General features: G+C 39.4%; 11 protein-coding genes. All 11 read left to right on the top strand.

The window, feature by feature from the left end; genetic code table 11:
* Positions 1-4: 4 nt before the first annotated feature.
* The 11 genes from ACE1EF_RS19125 (at position 5) to ACE1EF_RS19075 (ending at position 25,020) form a co-directional block, all read left to right on the top strand.
* The gene (locus tag ACE1EF_RS19125) at positions 5-1,453 is read left to right on the top strand and encodes a T9SS type A sorting domain-containing protein (protein ID WP_375722311.1); all 1,449 of its coding nucleotides are present in this window, start codon (positions 5-7) and stop codon (positions 1,451-1,453) included.
* A 7-nt stretch (positions 1,454-1,460) separates the two neighbouring features.
* On the top strand, positions 1,461-2,927 hold the full coding sequence (locus tag ACE1EF_RS19120) for a T9SS type A sorting domain-containing protein (RefSeq protein WP_375722310.1): 1,467 nt from the start codon (positions 1,461-1,463) through the stop codon (positions 2,925-2,927).
* Between the two features lie 275 nt (positions 2,928-3,202).
* Positions 3,203-5,833, top strand: a complete 2,631-nt coding sequence (locus ACE1EF_RS19115; protein WP_375722309.1) for a valine--tRNA ligase — start codon at positions 3,203-3,205, stop codon at positions 5,831-5,833.
* A gap of 920 nt (positions 5,834-6,753) precedes the next feature.
* The gene (locus tag ACE1EF_RS19110; RefSeq protein ID WP_375722308.1) at positions 6,754-8,958 is read left to right on the top strand and encodes a fasciclin domain-containing protein; all 2,205 of its coding nucleotides are present in this window, start codon (positions 6,754-6,756) and stop codon (positions 8,956-8,958) included.
* 132 nt (positions 8,959-9,090) lie between these two features.
* Positions 9,091-12,324, top strand: a complete 3,234-nt coding sequence (locus tag ACE1EF_RS19105) for a SusC/RagA family TonB-linked outer membrane protein (protein WP_375722307.1) — start codon at positions 9,091-9,093, stop codon at positions 12,322-12,324.
* 12 nt (positions 12,325-12,336) lie between these two features.
* Positions 12,337-13,851 (top strand): RagB/SusD family nutrient uptake outer membrane protein, encoded by a 1,515-nt coding sequence (locus ACE1EF_RS19100; RefSeq protein WP_375722306.1) that lies wholly within the window; start codon positions 12,337-12,339, stop codon positions 13,849-13,851.
* Between the two features lie 51 nt (positions 13,852-13,902).
* On the top strand, positions 13,903-15,510 hold the full coding sequence (locus ACE1EF_RS19095) for a fasciclin domain-containing protein (protein WP_375722305.1): 1,608 nt from the start codon (positions 13,903-13,905) through the stop codon (positions 15,508-15,510).
* Between the two features lie 11 nt (positions 15,511-15,521).
* Positions 15,522-17,123, top strand: coding sequence for a fasciclin domain-containing protein (locus tag ACE1EF_RS19090; protein ID WP_375722304.1), 1,602 nt, complete (start codon positions 15,522-15,524; stop codon positions 17,121-17,123).
* Positions 17,124-17,316: 193 nt separating this feature from the next.
* On the top strand, positions 17,317-20,427 hold the full coding sequence (locus ACE1EF_RS19085) for a SusC/RagA family TonB-linked outer membrane protein (RefSeq protein WP_375722303.1): 3,111 nt from the start codon (positions 17,317-17,319) through the stop codon (positions 20,425-20,427).
* Positions 20,428-20,438: 11 nt separating this feature from the next.
* A complete protein-coding gene (locus ACE1EF_RS19080; protein ID WP_375722302.1) occupies positions 20,439-22,100 on the top strand; it encodes a hypothetical protein in 1,662 nt (553 codons plus the stop codon).
* A 133-nt stretch (positions 22,101-22,233) separates the two neighbouring features.
* On the top strand, positions 22,234-25,020 hold the full coding sequence (locus ACE1EF_RS19075) for a LamG-like jellyroll fold domain-containing protein (RefSeq protein ID WP_375722301.1): 2,787 nt from the start codon (positions 22,234-22,236) through the stop codon (positions 25,018-25,020).
* Positions 25,021-25,145: the final 125 nt, after the last annotated feature.

Genomic DNA, 25,145 nt, shown 5'->3' with positions numbered 1-25,145 from the left:
CTAAATGAAAAGATATTTACTGTTGGCAAATTTTATACTTATAAGCCTGTACATATTTTCTCAGGATTGGCAACCATTTGTTTTGAACCAAAACTCATATTATAAACAGGTTTTTAAAGATACCATTATTCTGGAAAATTTTTTGATGGATTCATTGATGGATATAGCTCAAATGGGTATGCAATTCTACCTCTTTAATGCAAAATCCGAACTGGATGATGCATGCTTCAAACAGGTTAAATCAGATTGGGATATTCAACATCACAATCATCCAAATAAGTTTGATAGTGCGTGGGTAGCGAACGGTGAATTTAATTTCTATAGTTACAACATTGAAACTGATAAATATGGTAGTTTGCATTTTGAACCTTACAGTAAAGTCGGAGAAAGCTGGGGAAGCGGAGAACATATTATAACCTGTATAAAGAAAGAAAAACAAAGTTTCCGGGGCATTGAAGATTCTGTGAAGATATTCAGACACCAGGGTGGACTCTTTGAGGGAATGGAATATATTCTTTCAAAACATTTTGGATTCATAAAATTTGTTCCCACTTATGCATATTATAACGGGTATTTTGAGAATCCTCCTCCTGAATTCGAGTTGATCGGCTTTAAAAAAGGAGAACTCTCCAAAGGTTATACACCTGACTTTAGTGACTTCTTTAATCTCCAACCGGGAGATATGCTGTATTACAAAGATTCCGTACCGCATTTTGATTTATATTTTCATATTGATTCTATAATCAATACGTTCAAATCCACTGATTCTGTTCATTATACGGTCCAACGTAAAATTTATAACAGGGAAAGAAATGATTTCAGTTTATCTGAGCGAGATTACTTCTTCACACGTGCTAAAGACGGTAAAATTATTAGTGCATCAACCAGCTCGTTTTGTATAGTCCCAAAGTACTATGAGAATTCTTCTGAAATCATTAGAACTTATTCTTACGCGTTAAGTATAACAAATGATGATACAGCTACTTTTACCAAGTTTTATTTCCCCGGCAGAATAATTGATAATACAAATTGTTTACTTTCTGAAATGTCAGATTACAGCGATTTACAAATTGTATCTTCTGCCACAGGCGTTGTATATGAAGAAGAATTTACCTATTCAACTGTTACGTTTTCGTATTTAATTGGCTCCATAATTAAAGGCAACAAAAGTGGGATAACACAAATTCCATTAACCACCGAAGTAATACCGGTAAAAAGTTATGTAAAGCTTTATCCTAACCCGACATCAGACGTCATTACCATCGTAAGTAACAATGTAACTGAGGATATATTCTTTGAATTAACGGATTTAAACGGAATACAAATAATTGAAAAAGAACTAAAATCAGATTCTGAAAGAATTGAACTAAACGATCTTAAACCGGGTATATATATCTATACCCTTCGCAGTTCAAATGCCATTTATAAAACCGACAAACTGATCAAAAGGTAAATTCAAAATGAAAAGATGTTTACTGTTGGTACATTTTATACTTATAAGCCTGTACACATTTTCTCAGGACTGGCAACCATTTGTTTTGAACCAAAACTCATATTATAAACAGGTTTTTGAAGATACTGTTATTCTGGAAAACTTTTTGATGGATTCTATACTGGATATACCTCACATGGGAATGCAGTTTTACTTCTTTAATGCAAAATCCGAACTGGATGATGCATGCTTCAAACAGGTTAAATCAGATTGGGTTATTCAACATCACAATCATCCAAATAAGTTTGACAGTGCATGGGTAGCAAACGGTGAATTTAATTTCTATAGTTACAACATTGAAACTGATAAATATGGTAGTTTACATTTTGAACCTTACAGTAAAGTCGGAGAAAGCTGGGGAAACGGAGAACATATTATAACCTGCATTAAAAAAGAAAAACAAAGTTTCCGGGGCATTGAAGATTCTGTGAAGGTTTTCAGACACCAGGGTGGACTCTTTGAGGGAATGGAATATATTCTTTCAAAACATTTTGGATTCATTAAATTTGTTCCCACCTATGCATATTATAACGGGTATTTTGAGAATCCTCCTCCTGAATTCGAGTTGATCGGTTTTAAAAAAGGAGAACTCTCCAAAGGTTATACACCTGACTTTAGTGACTTCTTTAATCTCCAACCGGGAGATATGCTGTATTACAAAGATACTATTCCAGGACCTGGCTATCATTCAAGCTATTACATAGATTCGATTATAAGTTCCTACAAAACAACCGATTCAGTTCATTATGAATTCCAGAGGAAAACCTTTTATTTGGATGGCACCGTCAAATATTCAGGAAAGGAAGCTTTTTACATTAAAGCGCGTGAAGGAAAAATTATTAATGCACCAACCAGCTCGTTTTGTTTTGCGAAAAGTTTTGTTGATGCTGGCCTGGAATATTCTGAATTAGTCACAACTTATCCTTTTGCTTTAAGCTTGAACAATAAAGACACAATTTTATATACTAAATTCTCTTTTAATGACAACGTACTAATTGCTTCAGACTGCACCCTTTCAGGGGGAAGTAGTGATTATGGTTACAGACAAATTTATTCATCAGCGACAGGTTTAGTCTATGAAGAGGAGATTACTTTCTGGGGAAGTCATTTTACTTATTTAATTGGCTCCATAATTAAAGGCAACAAAAGTGGGATAACAAAAATTCCGGTTGCTAATGATGTACAACATGTGAAAAGTTCAGTGAAGATCTATCCTAATCCGGCATCAGATATGATAACGATTAAATTACCTGATTATGATAATACCCGTCTGTTTGAATTGTTTGATGTAAATGGGAAAAATGTAATACAAGTTGAACTTAGTAATCAGAATACTGATATAGACCTGAATAATTTAAACCATGGCATTTACTTCTACAGAATTCTGAACAATCGTTCCGTATATAAAACTGATAAATTGATTCTTGTAAAATAATGCACGTTTTATAGCATATGTTATTCTGCTCATAAATTTTCAGCACCTTTTGAAACATTGGATTACCATCTGCAATAAGAGGAAAACTAATAGTTGATATTCAGGTTATTTATATAATAATCCATTAAAATACCTGTATTTTAGTATAAATCACTCATAAAGATACCTGCCATCGTTTTGTTATATGATGAATTTGTCAAACTAATTAGGTTTTCAATCTTAACTTTTTTCTATTTTTGTGACCCTATTTATATAAGAGATAAAAACATCAGAAAATGAGTATTGACAGCAAATACAATCCGTTGAACGTTGAAGACAAGTGGTACAGTTACTGGATGGAACAGGGCTTTTTTAAGTCATTACCGGATGAAAGAGAACCTTACACTATTGTAATACCCCCGCCAAACGTCACCGGAGTGCTGCATATGGGGCACATGCTGAACAATACCATTCAGGATATCCTGATCCGGAGGGCCAGAATGCTGGGTAAAAATGCCTGCTGGGTTCCGGGAACCGACCATGCATCCATTGCCACCGAAGCTAAAGTTGTGGCTAAATTAAAGTCGGAAGGCATAAAAAAAACCGATCTTACACGTGATGCTTTTCTGGATCATGCATGGGAATGGACGCACAAGCACGGTGGGATCATTCTTGAACAGCTTAAAAAACTGGGCGCTTCCTGCGACTGGGACCGCACCTGCTTCACCATGGATGAGACCAGAAGTAAGGCGGTGATCAAAGTCTTTGTGGATCTTTACAACAAAGGCCTGATCTACAGGGGCGTAAGAATGGTCAACTGGGATCCGGCTGCGCAAACGGCTGTTTCTGATGAGGAAGTGATCTATAAAGAAGAAAAATCGAAACTTTATTATGTGCGCTATAAAATTGAAGGAACTGAAGACGAATGGGTAACCGTTGCCACTACACGCCCTGAAACGATTCTGGGCGACACAGCTGTTTGTGTAAACCCGAATGATGAACGATTTACACATCTTAAAGGAAAGCGTGTGCTTGTACCGCTGGTTAATCGTTCTGTTCCCGTAATTATGGACGATTACGTGGATATGGAATTCGGTACAGGATGTTTGAAAATTACACCGGCTCATGACGAAAACGACTATGAAATTGGGATGCGTCATAATCTTGAGGTAGTCGACACCTTTAACGATGATGGTACCTTAAGCGAAGCCGCACAATTATTTATTGGTGAGGACCGCTTCGACGTACGCAAAAAGATTGTTCCTGAACTTGAAAAAGCAGGAAACCTGGTTAAAATTGAAGACTATAATAATAAGGTAGGGTTTTCGGAACGCACCAGTGTAGCCATTGAACCTAAACTGTCAGCGCAGTGGTTCCTGAAAATGGAAGAACTGGCAAAGCCGGCACTTGAAGCTGTAGAAAATGATGAAGTGGAATTTCATCCAAAAAAATTCAAAAACCTGTACAGACACTGGATGAGCAATGTAAAGGACTGGTGTATTTCACGTCAGTTGTGGTGGGGCCATCGTATCCCGGTGTATTACCTGGAAGATGGAAGTTTTGTCGTAGCAGAATCGGATGAAATGGCACTGAACCTGGCCAAAGAAAAAACCGGTAATAAAGAACTGACTATGGATGAGCTTCGTCAGGAGGAAGATGTTCTGGATACCTGGGCATCGAGCTGGTTATGGCCAATCTCTGTTTTCGATGGTTTTGATTCGGAAAATAAAGAAATAGACTACTACTACCCGACCAACGATTTGGTAACCGGCCATGACATCATATTTTTCTGGGTAGCCCGAATGATTATCGCCGGATATGAATTCCGCGGTACCTTCCCGTTTAAGAATGTATACTTTACCGGTATGGTTCGGGATAAACAGGGCCGTAAGATGTCGAAACAACTGGGAAATTCTCCCGATCCTCTGGAACTGATAAAGCAATTCGGAGCCGATGGTGTACGCGTTGGCATGCTCTTATGTTCTCCGGCAGGTGGGGATTTATTGTTTGACGAAAGCCTGACCGAACAGGGCAGAAACTTCGCTAATAAAATATGGAACGCATTTCGCCTGGTTAAAAGCTGGGAAGTTAGTGAAACAGCACAGCAACCGGAAGCACCACGTGCTGCATTATCCTGGTTCAACCAAAAGCTAAACGAGGTTTTGGCACAGGTAGATGACCATTTCAGTAAATTCAGAATTTCCGATGCGCTGATGTCAAGCTATACCCTGTTCAGGGATGATTTTTCCGGTTGGTTGCTTGAAGCTGTTAAACCCGATTATCAGATGCCTGTTGACGCGGTTACCTATAATGAGGTTATAGAATTATTTGAAAAACTGCTGAAGCTGTTGCATCCGTTTATGCCCTTTATTACTGAGGAATTATACCAGGAACTAAAGCCACGGTCAGAAGGTGAAAGCATTATGATCAGCCATTTATCTGGAAAAGAATCCTATGATGGCTCTGTCTTAGATAAATTTGAAGAAGCCAAAGAGATCGTAACTGGAATAAGAAAAGTCAGGAAAGATAAGAATGTAGCCTTTAGAGATGCGCTGCAGCTTCAGATTGTAGCGGATGAGGCAGTTTATTTCTCAGATTACATTCCGGTTATTAAAAAACTGACCAATACTGAATCTGTAACATTTGTTGACAAGGCTGAGAATTCGGCTGTATCATTTATGGTAAAAACCACCGAATATGCAGTTCCGATGGGAGACCGTATTAACATTGAAGAAGAAATTGAAAAGCTTGAAAAAGAACTGGAGTACACACAGGGATTTCTAACCAGTGTGAATAAAAAGCTGAGCAACGAAAGATTCGTGAATAATGCTCCCGAAAACGTCATTGATATGGAACGAAAGAAACAAGCAGATGCAGAAATTAAAATAAAAAGTCTGCAGGAGAGTATTGAAAAACTTAAAAGCTGATCTCTCAATAGCATTATAAGATAAAAACCGGACACAGAGCCGGTTTTTTTTGCTTATTTATAATGATTATTTTTTATGGTTTTTTTTTGTTTACCTCTAAATATTTATGTCAAAAATTGCATATCCCATTAGCGTAGAAAATACGCTATCCCTAAAACCTCCACAACCTGACACAACAGAAATAACATACTTATTTAATGCAATTTAAACGCCAATAATAATCATAATAATACTTCTTTATCTTATATTTTTTTTCCTGACAGTGAAAATAAGCGTAAAAAATACAATTATTTCTCAGTGTCAAAATGTGCAAGTGAAGTGCCAATTTATATATTGCGAATAAACCTGAAATAGTTTAATTTTAGTTAATTTTTGAAAACAAGATTTAATGCCACAACATTAAATTGCAAAGAATCCGCTAATCATAGGCATTAGAGGAAGATTTGCAGCAACAGAATCAATACAGAAAAAGGCGTTTTTCTGCACTGTAAAGTTTGTACTGAAGAATTTTTCTTTCATAAACACATCTAACATTATAGATATGTTTAACCTGAAACTGATATTATTTGGTATTGTGATTAAAATCTCAAAATTGAGCCTTTCAGATAAAACGGAGCTGAATTGGTATTTATTCGTTTAAAATATCATTCTCCCGGTTCTGCCAAAACCATATTCTGAAACACAACACATCAATTTGATATTTCCACTTTACTTCATAGTTTTCATTTCAGTTCATCTTCAGTCAGAAGGATTTTAAGTTTGGGATGAATACAGAATAAAATCAACCACAAATAAGTTAACTAATAGTTATAATATGAAAATACGTTTCAGAACTGATTTATCAGACAGACAATTTCATTGTATCACAACATTAATTATAAACGCTAACAGAGCATTCAAAATAATTTAAATTCATTTTTATGTTACTTAGAAGAAAGTTAAATATTCTATCATGGTTTGGAATAATCATGGTTCTGGTTTTATCCTCCTGTAAGGACAGAATGGCAGAGCATTACGAAGATCCGCCATGGTTAGTGGGAAGTGCTACTGATTACCTAAAGGATCAGGGAAACTACACCATTTTTCTGGATGCACTCGAAAAAACGGATTTTAGTACTGTTGTAAGCGGAAGAGGACTGGTGACTGTTATGGCTCCTGATGATGAAGCCTTCACTGCCTACCTTAACAGCAAAGGCTATGGCTCCATCGATGATATGCCACAAGCTGAACTGAACAAGCTTATAGGCTACCATTTGGTGGATTATAAATACAACAAGGAGTTATTTGCCAATTTTCAACCCGGTGGGCGCGAAAGTTACAATCCTGCAGAAAAAGGATTGTTTTATAAACAACGTACAAAAGCAACCAACCCCATTACCAGGGAACATGGATTTGAACCCAACGGGACACCACGGGAATATTCTGTGTTCCACAGAAACCTTTATTTACCGGTATTCTCAAGTTATATGTTTGATTCCAGGGAAATTGAAGCTAAGTACAATTACGAGTTTTTATACCCTAACAGTACCTGGACAGGCGATAATGGCGGTTTTAATATTGCCGGAGCAACCGTTGACCAGTATGAAATTGCAACTGACAACGGATTTTTATATTTAATTGACCGTGTACTTGATCCTCTCGAAACAGTATATGAGAGTCTTAAATCAGAAGGGAATTACTCCAATTTTCTGACCCTTTATGACCAGTTTTCTTATTATGAATATGATGCCGATATTTCAGATAACTACGGTAACGGGGATTCATTATTTATCCACATGCATACCGAGTTACCTGCCATAGCTTCAGAGTGGCCGGTACAGGATGCCAATGCGTGGTCGGTTTTAACCCGTTTTGCCAACAGTGTTTTTGTACCGGATAACAATGCTCTGGATGCCTTCTTCCAGGAAACATGGGAACCATATTACGACTCCTTTGCAGATGTAAATCCACTGGCTGTTTTATACCTGCTCTATAACCATACGTTTTCTGGAGACCTTGCTTTTCCTGAGAATATTAAAAAAGACGAAATCACAACTTTCTACGGTACTCCTGTAGCTTTTGACCCGGATGCAGATGTATCTAAAAGCCAGATCTGCGCCAATGGTGTATATTACGGTCTGAACACAGTTCTCACGCCACCCATGTTTACGAGTATTACAGGCCCGGCTTTCAGAGATCCGAAATACAGAATGTTCCTGCATATGATTGCTTACAGTGATGTGGCACTGCCATTAACAAGTACGGCAATTAACTATACCATTTTTTTTCCATCGGATGAGAAAATAGTAAACGCAGGAATTGACGGATTAGACATCAGGTATTATGATCCCACTCCGGGAAAATTCGGCGATGAAGCGGTTCAGGTAAATGATCAGACCTGGGGAAATATGTCATCTTCATATATGGCCTATTATGTTGACAGTCATGTAGCAACTGATGTGCTGACGAATGTGGACGGCATTGATGTATACAAAAGCAGAAACAGCTATTCATACTTATTCGTGAAAGGAGATTCAATTGCTTCCAATAAAATGTATAACGAAGGCAGTAAATTTGCTTCCATACAACCGATAGAGGGTGACTGGTCAAACGGATCCTGTTATAACGTGGACTCCGTTTTACTCACAGAAACAGGTGAATTTAAATACCTGATTGGTCTGGCAGATGAAATCCCTTACTTATCGGCCTATAAAGAATTCGCGAATCAACTGACACTGGCAGGGCTGCTGCCAATTAATGCACCGCTACCGGACTTAAGAGACAAGTATATGTTATTTGTTCCATCGGATGAAGCCATACTGAATGCACCGGCAGGAACAATTCCAACGGATCCGGATTCTCTGGCTAACTTCCTGATGTACTACTTTATTCCTGTACCGTACAATGAAATTTCTGATTATGCCTTCCCCGGAGCAGGTATACAAGGTGATTTTGTTACTTACCAGGGACTGATTAAAACAAGTCCTACGGATACAGTTCCTGCATCAAAGGTAACTTTATCTGACTTGGGCAGCAGTTTAAGGCTGACAACTCCCGGCGGGCAAACAGCCAATGTTACCAGTAACATTCCAAAGGTATATGGTGATTGTGCCGTATATACAATCGATGCTTTAATTCAACCCTGATAATTGAATAGACATAAAATTATAAATGGAAAATAAAAAAGCATACCAGGTAAGTATTAATTTTAATCAAAGTCTAAAGCTGAGAACCAGTCTGATTAACAAGGCAGGTCAAGAATATAAAATACTATTCTAATGAAAATAAAGTACAAAATATTGGCTGTTTTACTTTTCAGTGTTTCGCTTATTCACGCGCAGGATAAAGTACTGACGGGAAAAGTAACTGATGCAAAAGGAGAACCACTTATGGGTTGTAATATCCATGTGGAAAACGAATTACACAGATCTTTATCGGGTACCATCGCAGACATGGACGGTAACTACCGGTTATCGGTTCCTGATAAACCAAATCTGTCAGTCGTTTTTTCTTTTATTGGTTTCGAAAGTAAAGTCATTGCTTATACAGGACAGGCAGTTGCCAACGTTGTTCTGGGAGAATCAAATGTGGAACTGGAAGGTGTAACGATAACATCCGAAAGGGTTGAACGCAACTCCCTGGGTCTGAATAACAGGGAACTGGTTACCTCAACACAAACCATAAATATGGAAGAACTGGAATCCACGCCTTCCGCATCCATTGAAGATCAGCTTCAGGGACGCATGGCTAACGTGGATATTGTTACCAGTGGTGATCCGGGAGCAAGAAGTTCAATCCGTATCAGGGGAACATCATCCCTGAATGCATCGTCGGAACCTTTAATTGTAATTGACGGTGTGCCCTACCCTACAACTATTAATGATGATTTTAACTTCGCAACGGCAAACGATGAAGATTTGGGTGCTCTGGTAAATATTTCGCCAGCGGACATTGAATCGATCGAAGTATTGAAAGATGCTGCCGCTACCGCGATTTGGGGTTCCAGAGGAGCCAACGGGGTTTTAATCTTCAAGACAAAAAAAGGGACACGTGGTAAAACCAGATTCTCATTCAACTCCAAATTCGATATTAAAAAGGAACCCAACACCATTCCGATGTTGGATGCTGATGGATTTATAACCCTGCTGAACGAGATGAACTGGAACACCTTCCTTGACGAAGGAGAAAGCAGAAGTGATGTTTTAACCAACTTAAGTGACCGCAAGGAGATCAATTTTGATCCAAACTGGATCTATTATGATGAATATAACCAGGAAACCGACTGGCTTAGTGAAGTAACACGAACCGGTTTTACCACGGATAACAGCTTTTCGATGAGTGGTGGTGGTGATAAGGCAACGTATCGCATTTCGCTAGGTTATTTAAATGAAACCGGTACAACTATCGGAACCGGACTGGAACGTTTCAATTCATTAGTGGGTTTGGATTATCGTTTTTCTGACAAATTCAGATTAACAGCTGACTTTTCCTATTCTCAGGCGGGTATTGATAGTTACTGGGGCGGTTCAAACCCGCGTTCTGAGGCGCTTAAAAAGTTGCCGAATATGAGTCCGTATATCATTGGTGATGATGGTAAACGTACCGATGAATATTTCACTCCTGTTGAAAATGTCCAGGGCTCCTGGGCATCAAACAATATGTACAATCCGGTAGCCATGGTCAATGAAGCAACCAACCATTCCACAAAACGGAACGGACGGGTTGTATTTGGTGCTGTATACAATATTTTAAAAGGGCTGGAATACAGAAGTATTCTGGGTATGGACATGAGAACCACCAAAAACAAACGGTTCCTTCCCAATATTGTAACCGGTGTTAACCTTACCAATTCCAACAGTAACGAAGGTAGTGACTATTTATCTGATAATATGTACATTCAGACAGAGAATAAGCTGATTTACCGTAAAACATTTTCTGAGCAACATAAAATTATTCTTACCGGTATTTTCCAGACCTATGAAGGCCGGTCAGCAGGATATTCCAGTGCAACCAGTGGTTCACCATCCATCTTCCTTGCTGATCCGACGTCAGGTTCTAATGTATCTACAATGGGATCAGGAAATTCTGTGGTCAGAAACCTGGGATTTATTTCAAATGCCCACTATACATTTAAGGATAAGTACATGATTTCTGCCGGTTTCAGAAGAGAAGCCAACTCAAGTATGGGTGCAGAAAACCGATGGGGATCTTTCCCGACAGTCGGTTTGGCATGGCATTTTGGTGATGAAAATTTCATGCGTGCCATAGACTGGTTCAATATTGGTAAACTTCGTCTTAGCTGGGGCCAGAGTGGTAACGCACCAAGTGGATCTTCACCTTATATCGGTACATTCCGTGGTCTTAATGAGCGCTATGTATCTATGACAGCCGTTGAGCCACAAAGGCAACAGCTGGATAATCTGAAATGGGAAACCGTAGCACAGACCAACATCGGTATGGATATTGAACTTATCAGGAACAGATTACGGATTACTACAGATTTCTACGACAAGATGACAACGGACCTGTTGCAACGGGACGTAAATATACCATCCACTACTGGTTACTCGCAGGTTAAATGGTATAATTCCGGTTCTATGTCCAACAGGGGATTTGAATTAATCGTTGGATATGATATTATAAAAAGTCAAAACTGGAGTTTTAATACCGATATTAACTTCTCTAAAAACATTAATAAAGTAATTGATCTTCCGGACAACAAGGAATTCGAGAGTTTTGAGCTGGCGAACGGGAATTATGCCCATAAAATTATTGAAGGCAATCCGCTTGGATCATTTTATGGTTTCCGCTGCCTGGGTGTATACCAGAATGAAGAAGAAACCCTGGCACGCGATCCGGAAGGAAACGTAATTTATGACATCAACGGAGAACCGGTTTATATGCAGAACGGACTAACTGCAAATTACAGGGTATATCCGGGTGATGCCAAATATGAGGATATCAATGGTGATGGTGTGATTGACAAATACGACATTGTATACCTGGGAAATGCCATGCCTCTGTTTACAGGTGGTGCGTCATTCAGATTGAGGTATAAAAACCTGACCTTATCTTCATTCTTCCATGGACGTTTTAACTACAAAATTGTGAACCGGACTCAAATGAATCTGGAAAGTATGATCGGACCCAATAACCAGAGTACGGCAGTAATGAGCAGATGGACAAAAGAAGGTAATGATACAAATATTCCAAGAGCTTTATGGGGTAAAGGAAATAACTACCTTGGATCAGACAGGTTTGTAGAGGACGGAACTTTTGTGCGTTTAAAAACACTATCTCTGAAATACTCTTTCCCGAAAAAACTCATCAGGGACAGAGGTATTGACAGACTGGATTTATGGGTAACAGGATATGACCTGTTTACCTGGACAAATTATACAGGACAGGATCCTGAAGTTGGATTGTCCAGCAATATATATCTTTTAAGTGAAGATAGATCCAATACGCCTAAAGCGCGCAGGTTTGCAGTTGGTATAACAATGAACTTTTAATCGATGATGAAAATGAAGACTAACATAAAAATATTACTGTTAACCGCTTTGATTGGTTTTAGCTCTTGTAACCAATGGCTGGATGTTATTCCGGAGAATGAACAGGTGGCAGATGAATACTGGAAAAATAAAGAGCAGGTAGAAGCAATTATCGCAGCCATCTACATCAAGTACAGAACTACCGTTAAGGATCAGATTGTATGGGGTGAAGACCGGGCCAATTCCATCGCCCCGAATATTGTTGGTGGAGATGAACTGGACATCATGCGATGGAACATCCTGCCTGATAATGAATATTGCAGATGGGGTAAATGGTATCAGATTATCAACCTGTGTAATATGGTGATCCGTTATGCACCGGGAGTTGCAGATCCTTCATTTCCTGAAGAAGCCAAAAATGCAACTGTTGCTGAGGCAACATACCTGCGTGCTTTGGCCTACTTTTTCCTTGTGCGGAATTTCAGAGATGTACCTCTCATTCTTGAACCTTATATGAATGATTCCCAGAATTATGAAATTCCCAAGTCACCGGAATCAGAAATATGGGCGCAGATTAAAGCCGATTTACTGTTTGCTGAACAGAATATCAAGGATTCCTATTCTGCTTCTGAACCATGGATGAACAAAGGAAGAGCTACCAGGCTGGCTGTCAAAGCCACCATGGCTGATGTGTATTTATGGACAGAAGAATACGATAAAGCCATCATAGCCTGTAACGATATTATAGGTTCAGGTAAAGTAGGGCTGATACAGGGTCTGACCGGTGAGAACGAAAATAACTGGTTCACGCTTTTCAATCCGGGCAACTCAAATGAAAGCATCTTCGAGCTGCAGTGGGATAATTCTCAGGGACAATCCAACAGCAGCCTGTATAATATGTTTAACGGGACATCATATGATTACCAGATATCCATGACCTTATACATGAAGTATTTAAGGTCATACAATGACATCAGAGGCTTGAATGCAACTTACACGACGATGCCGGCACTTAAGGTCTGGAAATATATCGGTTCAAATGCAGGTAATCATTTACTGGCTACAGAAGTTGGTGCTGAAAGAACTTCCGGCGAGCAGGACCAGAACTGGATCATGTACCGCTTTGCCGATGTTTTATTAATGAAGACAGAAGCTCTTGTAATGAAAGAACCGGGAAATCAAACCAACTATGCAGAAGCTGTTGATATCGTAAACTCAATCAGAGAAAGAGCACAGGTGACTAATCTGATCACTGATATTCCGCAAACCGAACAGGAAATGCTGGAACTGGTGATGGATGAAAGATCCCTCGAGCTGGCTATTGAAGGTAAACGATGGTATGATTTACTCAGGGTAGGGAAACGCAATAATTATCAGTATCTCAATTATATGATAGATGAGGTATTAAAAAATATTACCCCTGAAAAGGCGTTAATCGTTCAATCAATACTAAGGAACAAGGACAGTCATTATTTACCAATTCATTTCGATGAACTGACAAATAACAAAAATCTGATTCAGAATCCTTATTATGAGAGTCTCAAATAATTAATTAAACGATTTGATTTCATCATGAAAATAGCTATAAAAAAAATGAACATGCAAAAAATATTATCCATATTCTTATTAGGCTTTGTTCTTTTCGCATGTAAAGATCCATACGAAGGGACTACTTATGTTGCCTATGATGAACTGCCCGTTGCCAGTTATTTGAACTCGCGCTCCGAAGATTTCTCATTATGGGTTGAACTGCTCCACTATACAGGTCTGTACAGCACGTTTAATCTGTACACCGATTATACGGCTTTTGTTCCTAATAATGCCGCAATGGAAAAATTTATGAAAGAACAAGGTTACAACTCGGTTACGGATATTGATAAGGAGTATGCTACTTTCCTTGTTAAGTATCACACCTTACATAATAAAGTGCTTAAACAGGAAGAATTTTCAAGTGGTGTAATGAACTGGCCCACAGCAATTGACGAGTATTTATCCATATCGTTTGGCGAAGGTGGATTAACTGCCATTTACATCAACAACACCAGTAAAATTGTTGAACTGAATATTGAAGTGACCAATGGCGTGGTTCATGTATTGGATGAGGTTCTGATTCCGGTTGTTGAGACCATATGGGACCGGATCGACTCCGATCGTTTTTCCATTATGAAAGATGCTGTTACAGCAACCGGTTATGATGCACTGCTGAATAAAGTGCAGGATACAGCGCTTGATCTGAGCAGTGGTAACGAAATTATCAGAAGGTATTATTTCACATTGTTTGCTGTTCCTGACAGTATCTACAGTATAGATGGGATCCGGTCACTTGATGATCTGAAAAGTAAAATTGGTGTTGAGCAGTCAGATTATACAAATGCCGATAATCTGCTCAACCAGTACGTTGCCTATCACATTGTTTCTCAGAGACAATCATATGATGTACTGGCTACATTTCAGGATGGTGTAGATTCAAAAAATATCAATACTCTGGCTAATAAGGAACTCATTAACATCTCAAAATCAGATAACGGAATCTGGATCAACTATGATGAAACGGTTGAGACAGGCACCAGATTTATTCCATTCAGAAACGATATTACCTGCAAAAATGGGGTATTACACGAGGTTGACACATGGATGCCTGTTGCCACCCCTCCTACGACTGTCATAGACTGGGATTTGTCCAATTATGCTGATCTGGCAGCCATCTGCGACTATTTCCAGAGTCCAAACGGTAGAGGCGGTAGCGGAACCTATGAAAAAGTGGTTCCAGAAGATGAAGTTGCTGCGTACTACTGGGAAGCCATTCCACTGACGAAACCAGATGTGATTACGTATGTCAATAACAGAAACAATGATGGTGCGTATTATGACTGTAAGTTTTTCGACCATCTTGAAATCTCGACCGGTGCAGGAGGATGGGTTGAAATTAAAACCCCTGTTATTGTAAAAGGTACATATAAGATGACCTTATATTATGTAAGCTATTTATCTGTTAACAGTGCAGGCGAAATGCAGTGTTACATGGACAATGATACAAAACTGGGCTCGTCTTTCTTCGTGTCCAATGCTACTGCGACCAGATATTCAAACAAAGTCCTGGTGAGTTCAATCACGTTTGATGAAACAGATGAACATACCTTAAGAATTGTAGGAATTGATGGTAAAAAACTGGAACTTGATTATATCAAATTTGAGCCAATAAATTAAAAATTATAGTTATGAAACGTTTAACATATATTTTAGGTCTGGCTATTCTGTTATTTGCGGCCTGCAAAGACAACTGGAAAGAGCATTATGATGAAGGGAATTCCACCGTTTCATCGCAAAGTGTGTTGGAGTATCTGAAATCCAATCATGACTATGACAAATTTGTTGCTGCACTTGAAGCAACAGGAGTAGCAGAAGAACTGCAGAGGGACCAGAACTTAACGGTCTGGGCGGTAAATAACGAAGCGATGGATCAGTTGGCGGAGTTAGAGAAAATGTTTACCGATACTTTTATCATGCAGTATCAGATCAATAACCTGTCATTTGGATATTCCAAGTTATATGATGGATTAAGACTGCGTTCTCTGAACGGTAAATATATTTCTGTCTCCCTTGGCACCGATGATGCCTACGTAGCTGATGCAAAAATCCTTAAAACAGATCAGTTTTGTAAAAATGGTGTCGTACATGAAATCAATCACCTGATGGAACCGGTTATAGGTATTTATGATTACCTGCTGGCACTCGGTGATAATTATTCTACCATTGTCGATACGATATTCAATTCAAATGACACCGTATTTGACGTAGAAAACAGTGTGCCGATTGGTGTGGATATCACAGGGAATACCATTTACGATTCGGTTTTTGTCATTGAAAACCCATTGCTTGCTCAGGCTGATTTTAAATCGGAATTTTCCCAGCTCACCATGTTTTTACCAGACAACTCCGTTATTGACGATTGTCTTGAAAATTATAAGGACCAGCTGCTTTCAATTGGTATGCCATGTACATTAAAAGACACCATCCTTGCTTTCAACTGGATTAAAGGTGCACTTTTCTATGACGGCATAATGAGAAATATTGATCCCAATACCGACCTGGTTTCTGCAGTAACAATGCCGGAACCTGATGGCAGAAACATTGTTTGGAGAACCTCGGTTCAGCAACTGGATATGGATCCGAAAATGATGAGTAACGGTATCATCTATAATGTAACCAAAATGAAGATCCCGAATAACATTTTTATTACCAGGATAAAATCGTTGGTTCAGTATATACAGTATGTACCGGAAGAAGAAAAACCCAATTATATCCAGTATTTTAATGAAACAAGTCATACCATAGTACAAGGTGACAGTTTTGATTTTACATCATATGGCTACCCGAAAGGCTACTATTTTTATCTGAAAGCTCTGGGAGACATTAACGATAGTTTACCATTGGCTGTGGAGTTTTCGCCTTTAAAAATTGAGACCCTTCCCGATAATACTACAGTAGCTTCAGAGATGTTGATACCGGCAGGAGAATATAAGTTTTATTTTGGGTTCAGAAGTAAAAACCATGCTTATGTCAATTTCTATTTCAACGGAGAACTGGTTGGCGAAGAAGTGAAAGTAAATCAGTCCAGTCCATGGAACTATGACCGTGTTACTGAAACAGTGGTATCAAAATATGATGGTCTGGGAGGTCTTGTAAACATTGTAAATGTGGCTGGCGAAGGTCTGCAACATGTTAAAATAAAAGTTGAATTCAGCCGATTGGGAGGTGGAAGTACAGAAGAACTCCAGTTATATCACTGGGCTCTCAAACCAACTGAAAACAACTATTAAAAAGCTGTTTCTAATGAAATTAAATTGTTTTCAAATTAATATAAAGGCAGATCCCGTTTCCGGCAGGAAGCGTAAATCAATACATCTAAAAAATAATATCCTAATGAAACGATTTCAGTTTTTTCAGGACAAGTTCCCCGTCCGAGCCGGTTTAATTCCGTCGGGCATCCAAACATTAAAATATAATTCACGGATGAAAAAATGTATTAATCTCTTCCTTGTGATATGTGCGCTCTTGACAACAGTATCCGCATCAGCACAAGAGCCGTTAAAAATTACAGGAAAAATATTAAGTCCATATAATAATGAACCGGTTAAGGGCGCTGTTATTACGAGTTCAGTTGCAACTGAGTCTGCCACAACCGACAGCCTGGGACAGTTTTCACTGGAAGTAAGTTCCCTTGACGGTACAATTGAAGTATGGGGACAGGGTTATTTTCAGCAAAAGCTTCCCATACTGGGCAAAAGCACTTTCGAAGTAACCATGATTCCGTCTGATAAATTTGACTATAATCAGGATAAGGTATTACCTTTCCACCAGGCAGATTATAATATCGTTACGGGTAATAGTCAGAATATAAATGAAAAAAATATAGATCAGGGTGCAGCAACAATTGATGATGCACTTTTGGGAAATATTTCCGGACTTTATATGATCAACAAAAGTGGTATGCCGGGTGAAGGATCGTATTTAAACCTGAGGGGTATTCAATCGGTTCTTGGCAATAACGCTCCGCTGATTATTTTAAATGGGGTTCCTTATCTGCCCGACATGAATGAATCTCCTATTATCGGTGGATATTCAAAAGGTATTTTCAACGCAATCAGTGTAAACGACATTGAAAATATTACTTTACTCAAAGGCCAGGAGGCTTCACTTTATGGTTCGATAGGTTCAAATGGTGTGCTGCTGATAGAAACAAAAAAAGCAACCGACCTTGAAACAGCAGTTGAATACTCGGGCCAGTACGGCATGGCATTTAACAATTCCACGCTTCCCGTACTTAATGTTTCGGATTTTAAAGCATACATCGGTGATGTCGGTATTACCCAATATGCCGATATGGGAGAATTTCTGACCGATTTTCCGTTTCTGAGAGATGATCCTGATTACTATTATCAGTTTTTGTACAACAATAATACCAACTGGCAGCAGGAGATTTACAGACCTGCATTTGTTACCGATAATAATATAAGGATTAAAGGTGGAGATGCGGTTGCTAAATATGATCTTTCTGTTGGTTATTTCGATCAGCAGGGAACCGTTGATAACTCCAGTCTGGCAAGGTATAATACCCGTTTAAATGCAAACATTAACTTAGGGCAGAATATTGATCTGTTTTCATCTGTTGGTTTTGCTTTTTTAACCAGCTCATTATATGAACAGGGTATGCTGAATGCCACCAACCCATTATTGACTGCGCTGTATAAAGCCCCCATCTTAAATCCCCACAGAAAAGATGCATTTAATAATACTTTGCCCGGATACGATGCTGTACGCCAGTTTGGAGTAAGTAACCCTCTTGCCGTGGTAAACCAGCTGACTATCGGATCAGATGTTTACGATTTCAGTTTTAACACCGGCATAAACTACCGGGTAACACCAAAGCTGACATTTACAGGAACCTTCGGCCTGTATTACAACTACAGCAGGGAAAATGCTTTCATTTCAGGAAAAGATAACCTGGCCATTCTTCCACTCCAGGACGGATTTGCATTGAACACTGCCCGTGCAGGTGTAGGAGAAGCAGTAAATTACTATACCAATGTGAATGGAGTATATAAAACGCTGATCGGTAAAAATCCGTTTAATGTGTCTCTGGGTTTCCAGTCCCTTATAACACGCCATGAATATGATGCAGGAAAAGGAACAAATACAGCTTCGGACTTTTACAGAACACTGGATTATGTAACCCAGGATAAAGACTTCTGGGGGTATATTGAAGAATGGAACTGGATGAACTTTTACGGACATGCCGATTATACTCTTAATAATCTGCTGACTCTGTCGGCCAATGCATCTTACGATGCAGCATCGTCAACAGGTAAAGAGGCCACACGCTGGGGCATTTTCCCATCCGGTGGTGCTACCTTATACCTGAAAAACACATCATTTTTAACAGATGTTGATCCCATTAACAAACTTAATCTTAGAGGTGAATATGGTATCAGTGGAAACAGCCGCTTCTCCACCAGAATCAGTAAATACTATTACCTGAGTACACCTTTCCGTAACCTGTCGGGTATTGTTCGTGGTAATATGCCTAACACCCTGCTGAAATGGGAAACAAGTAAAACATTTGATGCCGGACTGGATATGGGGCTGTTTAAAAACCGTATTCAGGCTGAGTTGAGCTATTACAGTATCATAACCTCTGATGTTATTATGCCAAGTAAAACACAACCGGAATTCGGTATAGAAGAAATCATCTATAATCAGGGTGAGATAAGCAACAAGGGATTTGAGTTATCGCTGATGTTTGATGTGTTCAGCAGCAGAAACTTTGGGTTTACGCTGGGAGGTAATGCATGTCTGAATAAAAATGTGCTGGAAAGCTTAGGAAGTTCAAATGAGATTATTCATGAATTAAGCGATGGATCTGCGGTTATTTCACGCGTTGGTGAATCGGTATACAGTTTTTACGGGTATGAAACAGAAGGCGTTTTTGCCTCACAACAGGATGCCGATAATGCCGGGTTAACTGATTATAAAGGTGATCCGTTCAATGCCGGTGATATTATCTTTAAAGATTCCTACGGAAACGATAACATTATTGATGCACGTGACAGAACAATAATCGGCAATGCCAATCCGGATGTTTTTGGTGCACTGTTTGCCAATTTAAGGTACAAACAATTTGATCTTTCTGCATCATTCAGTTACAGCTATGGTAACGACATGTATAATGCTGTCAGAAGATCTCTGGAAGCTGTTGACAGTTACAACAACCAATCAGCTGCAGTGGTGAGAAGATGGCAAACAGAAGGTCAGGTAACGGATATTCCTAAAGTAGCCTACAATGACCCGATGAAAAACAATCGTTTCTCAGACAGATGGATAGAGGATGCATCTTACATTAAACTCAGAAGCATCACTTTATCTTACACACTTAAACCTGATTCGTATGATTTTATAAAGAGCGGAATTGTATATGTTTCAGCTGAAAACCTTTATACATTTACAAACTATCTGGGCTTGGATCCGGTAACATCTTACTCTTACGATCCAATGATGCAGGGATTTGATTATGCCAAAACACCTGCCCCTGCTTCAGTTAAACTTGGTCTAAAACTACAATTCTAATGGAGGATACAATGATGAAGAAGATTAAATATGCAATAGTTTTAATATCAGGCTTGGTTCTTTTACAAAGCTGTTCAGATTTTTTCAATACAAACCCGGACGATTTACTTTTAGGAGAGGATTACATTTCGAGTAATGATGAACTCTACTCCGGTTATATGGGTGTTGCGGCTAAGGTAGCCGGTGTTGCAGACAAAGCGGTAATCCTTTCTGAACTTCGGGGAGATTTACTGGAACCAACGGAAAATGCCCCCCAGGGTTTATGGGAGATTTATAACTATACCAACGATAACAACAACGAATTTACCAATCCCAGTGATTTTTACGATGTGGTGGTAAACGCCAACGATTTTATCAGGAATGCGATTATTTACAAGAAGAATAATCCCAAAGCTGTTACGGATGATGTGTTTGACGGTTTTATAAGCGCTACAATACGGTATAAGGTCTGGGCTTATCTTATGATCGGAAAACTTTATGGAAAGGCTATTTATTTTGATGATCCTATGGTGGAGTATCAGCCTGACCACAACTATCCTACCCTGGATTTCGATCAGTTAATCGATCAGTTAATCCTGTTAATGAGAGAAGGGATAAGCATAAGTAATGATACCATTGACTATCAGATTAACGGAATGATTCCATTTCAGTTCTCTGATGTAATTTCATCGGAAACAACAGACCAGTCCTGGGATATAATCAACCCTTTCCCGGAGTGTCTGAACATTGAACTTGACCTGTGGGATGAAAATTATGACCAGGTTATTGATGAAGCAATATGGTTTCTCTATGCTGACGGATCGAGAAAAAAATGGAAGATTACATTTGACGAACATGATAACGAATGGATATCTGACATCTTCACAACGATCAACAGCGGACTGTTAACTGATGTAAGAATCAACTGTACCTTGTACAATTACGAAAATGGTCAGGTTAACGACCTGTTACGTTACTTTTCCAACAGGGAACCTAATTATTACTATCTGAGGCCTACAAAGGCTATTATGGACCGGTTTGATAACCAGTATCAAAAAGATGGTATAACAAAAGGTGATAAGTACCGTGGTGACGGGAGATCGTATGATGAAATCGATGGACAACGGGTATACCGTAAATTGACCCACTATTTTGAAGATGATCCAAACCAGGTATATAAAACAGTGGACAACATTTACATGTACAGGGCTCCGGATATTCACTTTTTCCTGATGGAAGCTTTAAATCAAAAGCACATGTTCCGTGAAGCAGAAGCGCTTTTAAACGGTGGTATGTTCAGTGATTACTATTCAAAATTTGAAGAATCAGAATGGCGGTATCCGTTTACCGATCCGTTGATATATGATGCGTTTACAAACGATAAATATCCGAATGCCGGTGTCAGAGACCGTGTAGCGCTTGCTTACGTATTTCCATCTGCAGATTCTATAGCACAGCCGGACACATACTGCTACCAGCTTGATTCCCTGATACTGGATGAAACCTGTATGGAAAGTAATGGTGAAGCCCGCTCCTATTTTGCTATGATTCGTATGGCAAAACGCTGGAACGATCCATCCATTTTAGCATCAAGGGTCAGTGCAAAATATCCCGACGGGAAAAAGGAAGAAGTATATCAATACCTGATGACGCCTGAGAATTGGTTCATTAAGTACGATCTGGCAAATGAATAATCCAAAACAGGAGAGCAGACACAAACTTCTCTCCTGTTTTTTTATACGATATTACAAATGATCAAATGGCAGGAGTGATTCAAACGAAAACAAGCTGACACAACTGCCTGGACAAACCTGAAAATTTATACGGATGAAACAGATACTATTAATTGCAACACTTTTTATAACCATAACAATTAATGCACAGCAGCTGGCTTTTCCGGGTGCAGAAGGTTTTGGGAGATATGCAATAGGAGGAAGAACAGGAACAGTATATCATGTTACAAATCTGAATGACAGCGGTTCAGGATCATTCCGCGATGCAGTAAGTCAACCAAACCGCATCGTTGTATTTGATGTTGGCGGCATTATCAGACTTGAAAGTGTTGTGGTGGTCAGCCGTAACGTTACCGTGGCAGGGCAAACGGCACCGGGTGATGGAATTACACTGTTTGGCAACAGACTGGCATTTAACAGTAATTCCGGGAATAACATCATCAGATACCTCAGGGTACGCCTGGCGCGGGCTGCCGGAAGTGGCGTAGATGCCATGTCTATTTCCGATAATGCGGACAATATGATGTTCGATCATGTGTCCGTTACATGGGGAGCTGATGGAACCTTTGATATTAACAGTGGCGATGCTGAAAACATCACCATTCAGGACTGTATTATAGGACAGGGTGCTGACTGGCATGGCCATTCAACCGGAGGTCTCATTCAATGTGGCCCGATTTCCATTATTCGAACACTCTGGATTGATAACAATACCCGTAATCCGAAAATCAGGTTTGAACACGAAATTATTAACAATGTCCTGTACAACTGGGGTTCACGTGGCTTGATAATGGGTGATACCGAAAATGCAGATTCTCACTGTAATCTTCTTGGAAATTATTTTATTGCCGGCCCTTCCAGCAGTTCCGACAGTTATGTCTCAGGAACAACTTCCTTTTATCATGTTTATCAGTCTGACAACTGGCTCGATACCGATAAGGATGGAACACTTGATGGTACACTTCTGGGGAGCGGAGACTATAAAACAGCAACAGTTGAAACAACTCCGTATAACCATCCAGGAGTTAATACCTTACTCTCAGCGCAGGATGCCGTAGCACACATTATTGAAAATGCCGGTCCCTATATTGCCCGGGATGCGGTAGATGAACTGCTCATTAGCCAGCTTTCTTCCTATGGAACATCCGGAGCTATTGTAATGGATGAAAACAGCAACGGCATTCCCAATGGTGGTCTTGGTTATGTTTTTAACGGGCCTAAACCCCTTGATTCCGATAAAGATGGTATGCCTGATGACTGGGAAGAGGCAAACAGTTTAAATAAAAACAGTAACGATGCCATGACAATTGCGGCAAACGGATATGCCAATATAGAAAACTACATCAATTCCATCAGCGGGCCGGTTATGCCATTTTTGAAATATCCTACAAATGTGTATGTCACAAATACAACCCAGGATGCTGTTTCTCTAAAATGGATCAATAACGATGAAGCTGATCAGATATATATCGAATATGGTACATCAGCCGGTAATTTCAGTAAATCAGTTTATGTTACAGGAGATCAGACTACGGTTACCATACCGAATCTGACAAGCAGCACGACCTATTTCTTCAGGTTAAAAGCGACTACTGCTTCAGCGAGTTCAAGCTATTCAGATGTTATATCGGCAAAAACCGATGATGCACCAATGCCACCGGTTGCCTGCTCCTCTCCTTCACCCGGTAATAGTTCAACGCTTTCTTTAATTAACGATGTATACCTAACCTGGGAGAATACAACCAACAGCCTGGGAGGCACACTTTACTATGACGTTTATTTTGGCACAAGCAGTGAGAATATGAGTCTTGTAGCAGAAAACCTCACAGATAAATCATGGTTTGCCGGTTCGCTCGATGCAGCTAATACATATTACTGGAGAGTGAAAGCTACCAACGATTTAGGAAGCGAAGAAGGTCTGACCTGGTCGTTTACCACAGCAGCCGGAAGTCTGCAAAAGGTTCTGTACATTCCTTTTGATGAAACAAGTGGTACAACAGCAGCAAATGAAGCAGGCACAGAGAATGCAGTGGCAAAAAATATCACACCGGTATGGTTGTCCGGAAAAGTTAATAATTGTGTTTACCTGAACCCTACAACGACGCAAACCGGTATGGTTGTCCCCTATTACCCTGAACTTTATTTGAATAATACCTCCTTTACCATCACATTCTGGATGAAAGCCGATGTGAATGCAAACGGAGAGGATGTATATGTGCTGCACAAGGGAACACACAATACGGATAATGGCGGAACCGGAAAATGGATCGGGATACAATTGAAAAAAGGAGATCGTTTTACCTTCGGAATAGATGATAATTCCACTAAAACGGTGATTGACCTGACCAGTAATCCAAATCAGTATTTTAATAACCAATGGCATTTTATCACCTTTATACGTGATGTGGAGCAGGATCAGTTAAAAGTTTACATTGATGGTAATTTTGTGAAATCCACCACCGATGGCACCGGCAATATTGGCGAGACCGGAGATCTGGCTATCGGAAATAACAATACTGCTTATGATACACCGTATAAAGGCTCACTGGATGAGCTGAACATTTTTAATGCCGCACTTACTTCTGCTGAGATACAGTATGTATATAACTCTTCTGTAAGTGCCATTAATGAACTTGAAACAAAAGGTCTTGAAGTTTACCCGGTACCGTTTAGTACTGAACTCAACATTACAAATCCTGAACAGAATGCACAGCCGTTAAATGTTCAGATTTATAATGTATCAGGTCAACTGGTGCTTTCGGATATAACTTCAGGTTCCGTCCTGAAAATAACCGGTGCAGGCAATTTAAAGGCCGGCATTTATACCTGCAGAATTCAGGGCAGACAAAACAGGTATATTCAGAAGGTAATTAAGTTATAAATTTACAGTAGACAGATGAAAGAACCCCTGAATTCAATTCCGGGGTTCTTTATTTTATAAATGTGATTGACTAAGAAAAGTAAATAAGTTATTTTTGTGAATAGCAGTTGTGATCTGCTGATTTA

The sequence above is a fragment of the Quyinboa sediminis genome (assembly GCF_042219855.1).
Lineage (GTDB): Bacteria > Bacteroidota > Bacteroidia > Bacteroidales > UBA5342 > JBHJHP01.
Note: the sequence above shows the minus strand (reverse complement) of the source record. Positions and strands in the feature narration are given on the sequence as shown.

Coding starts and splice junctions, on each gene's coding strand:
- ACE1EF_RS19125 (WP_375722311.1), top strand. CDS start 5: ATGAAAAGATATTTACTGTTGGCAAATTTTATACTTATAAGCCTGTAC.
- ACE1EF_RS19120 (WP_375722310.1), top strand. CDS start 1,461: ATGAAAAGATGTTTACTGTTGGTACATTTTATACTTATAAGCCTGTAC.
- ACE1EF_RS19115 (WP_375722309.1), top strand. CDS start 3,203: ATGAGTATTGACAGCAAATACAATCCGTTGAACGTTGAAGACAAGTGG.
- ACE1EF_RS19110 (WP_375722308.1), top strand. CDS start 6,754: ATGTTACTTAGAAGAAAGTTAAATATTCTATCATGGTTTGGAATAATC.
- ACE1EF_RS19105 (WP_375722307.1), top strand. CDS start 9,091: ATGAAAATAAAGTACAAAATATTGGCTGTTTTACTTTTCAGTGTTTCG.
- ACE1EF_RS19100 (WP_375722306.1), top strand. CDS start 12,337: ATGAAGACTAACATAAAAATATTACTGTTAACCGCTTTGATTGGTTTT.
- ACE1EF_RS19095 (WP_375722305.1), top strand. CDS start 13,903: ATGCAAAAAATATTATCCATATTCTTATTAGGCTTTGTTCTTTTCGCA.
- ACE1EF_RS19090 (WP_375722304.1), top strand. CDS start 15,522: ATGAAACGTTTAACATATATTTTAGGTCTGGCTATTCTGTTATTTGCG.
- ACE1EF_RS19085 (WP_375722303.1), top strand. CDS start 17,317: ATGAAAAAATGTATTAATCTCTTCCTTGTGATATGTGCGCTCTTGACA.
- ACE1EF_RS19080 (WP_375722302.1), top strand. CDS start 20,439: ATGATGAAGAAGATTAAATATGCAATAGTTTTAATATCAGGCTTGGTT.
- ACE1EF_RS19075 (WP_375722301.1), top strand. CDS start 22,234: ATGAAACAGATACTATTAATTGCAACACTTTTTATAACCATAACAATT.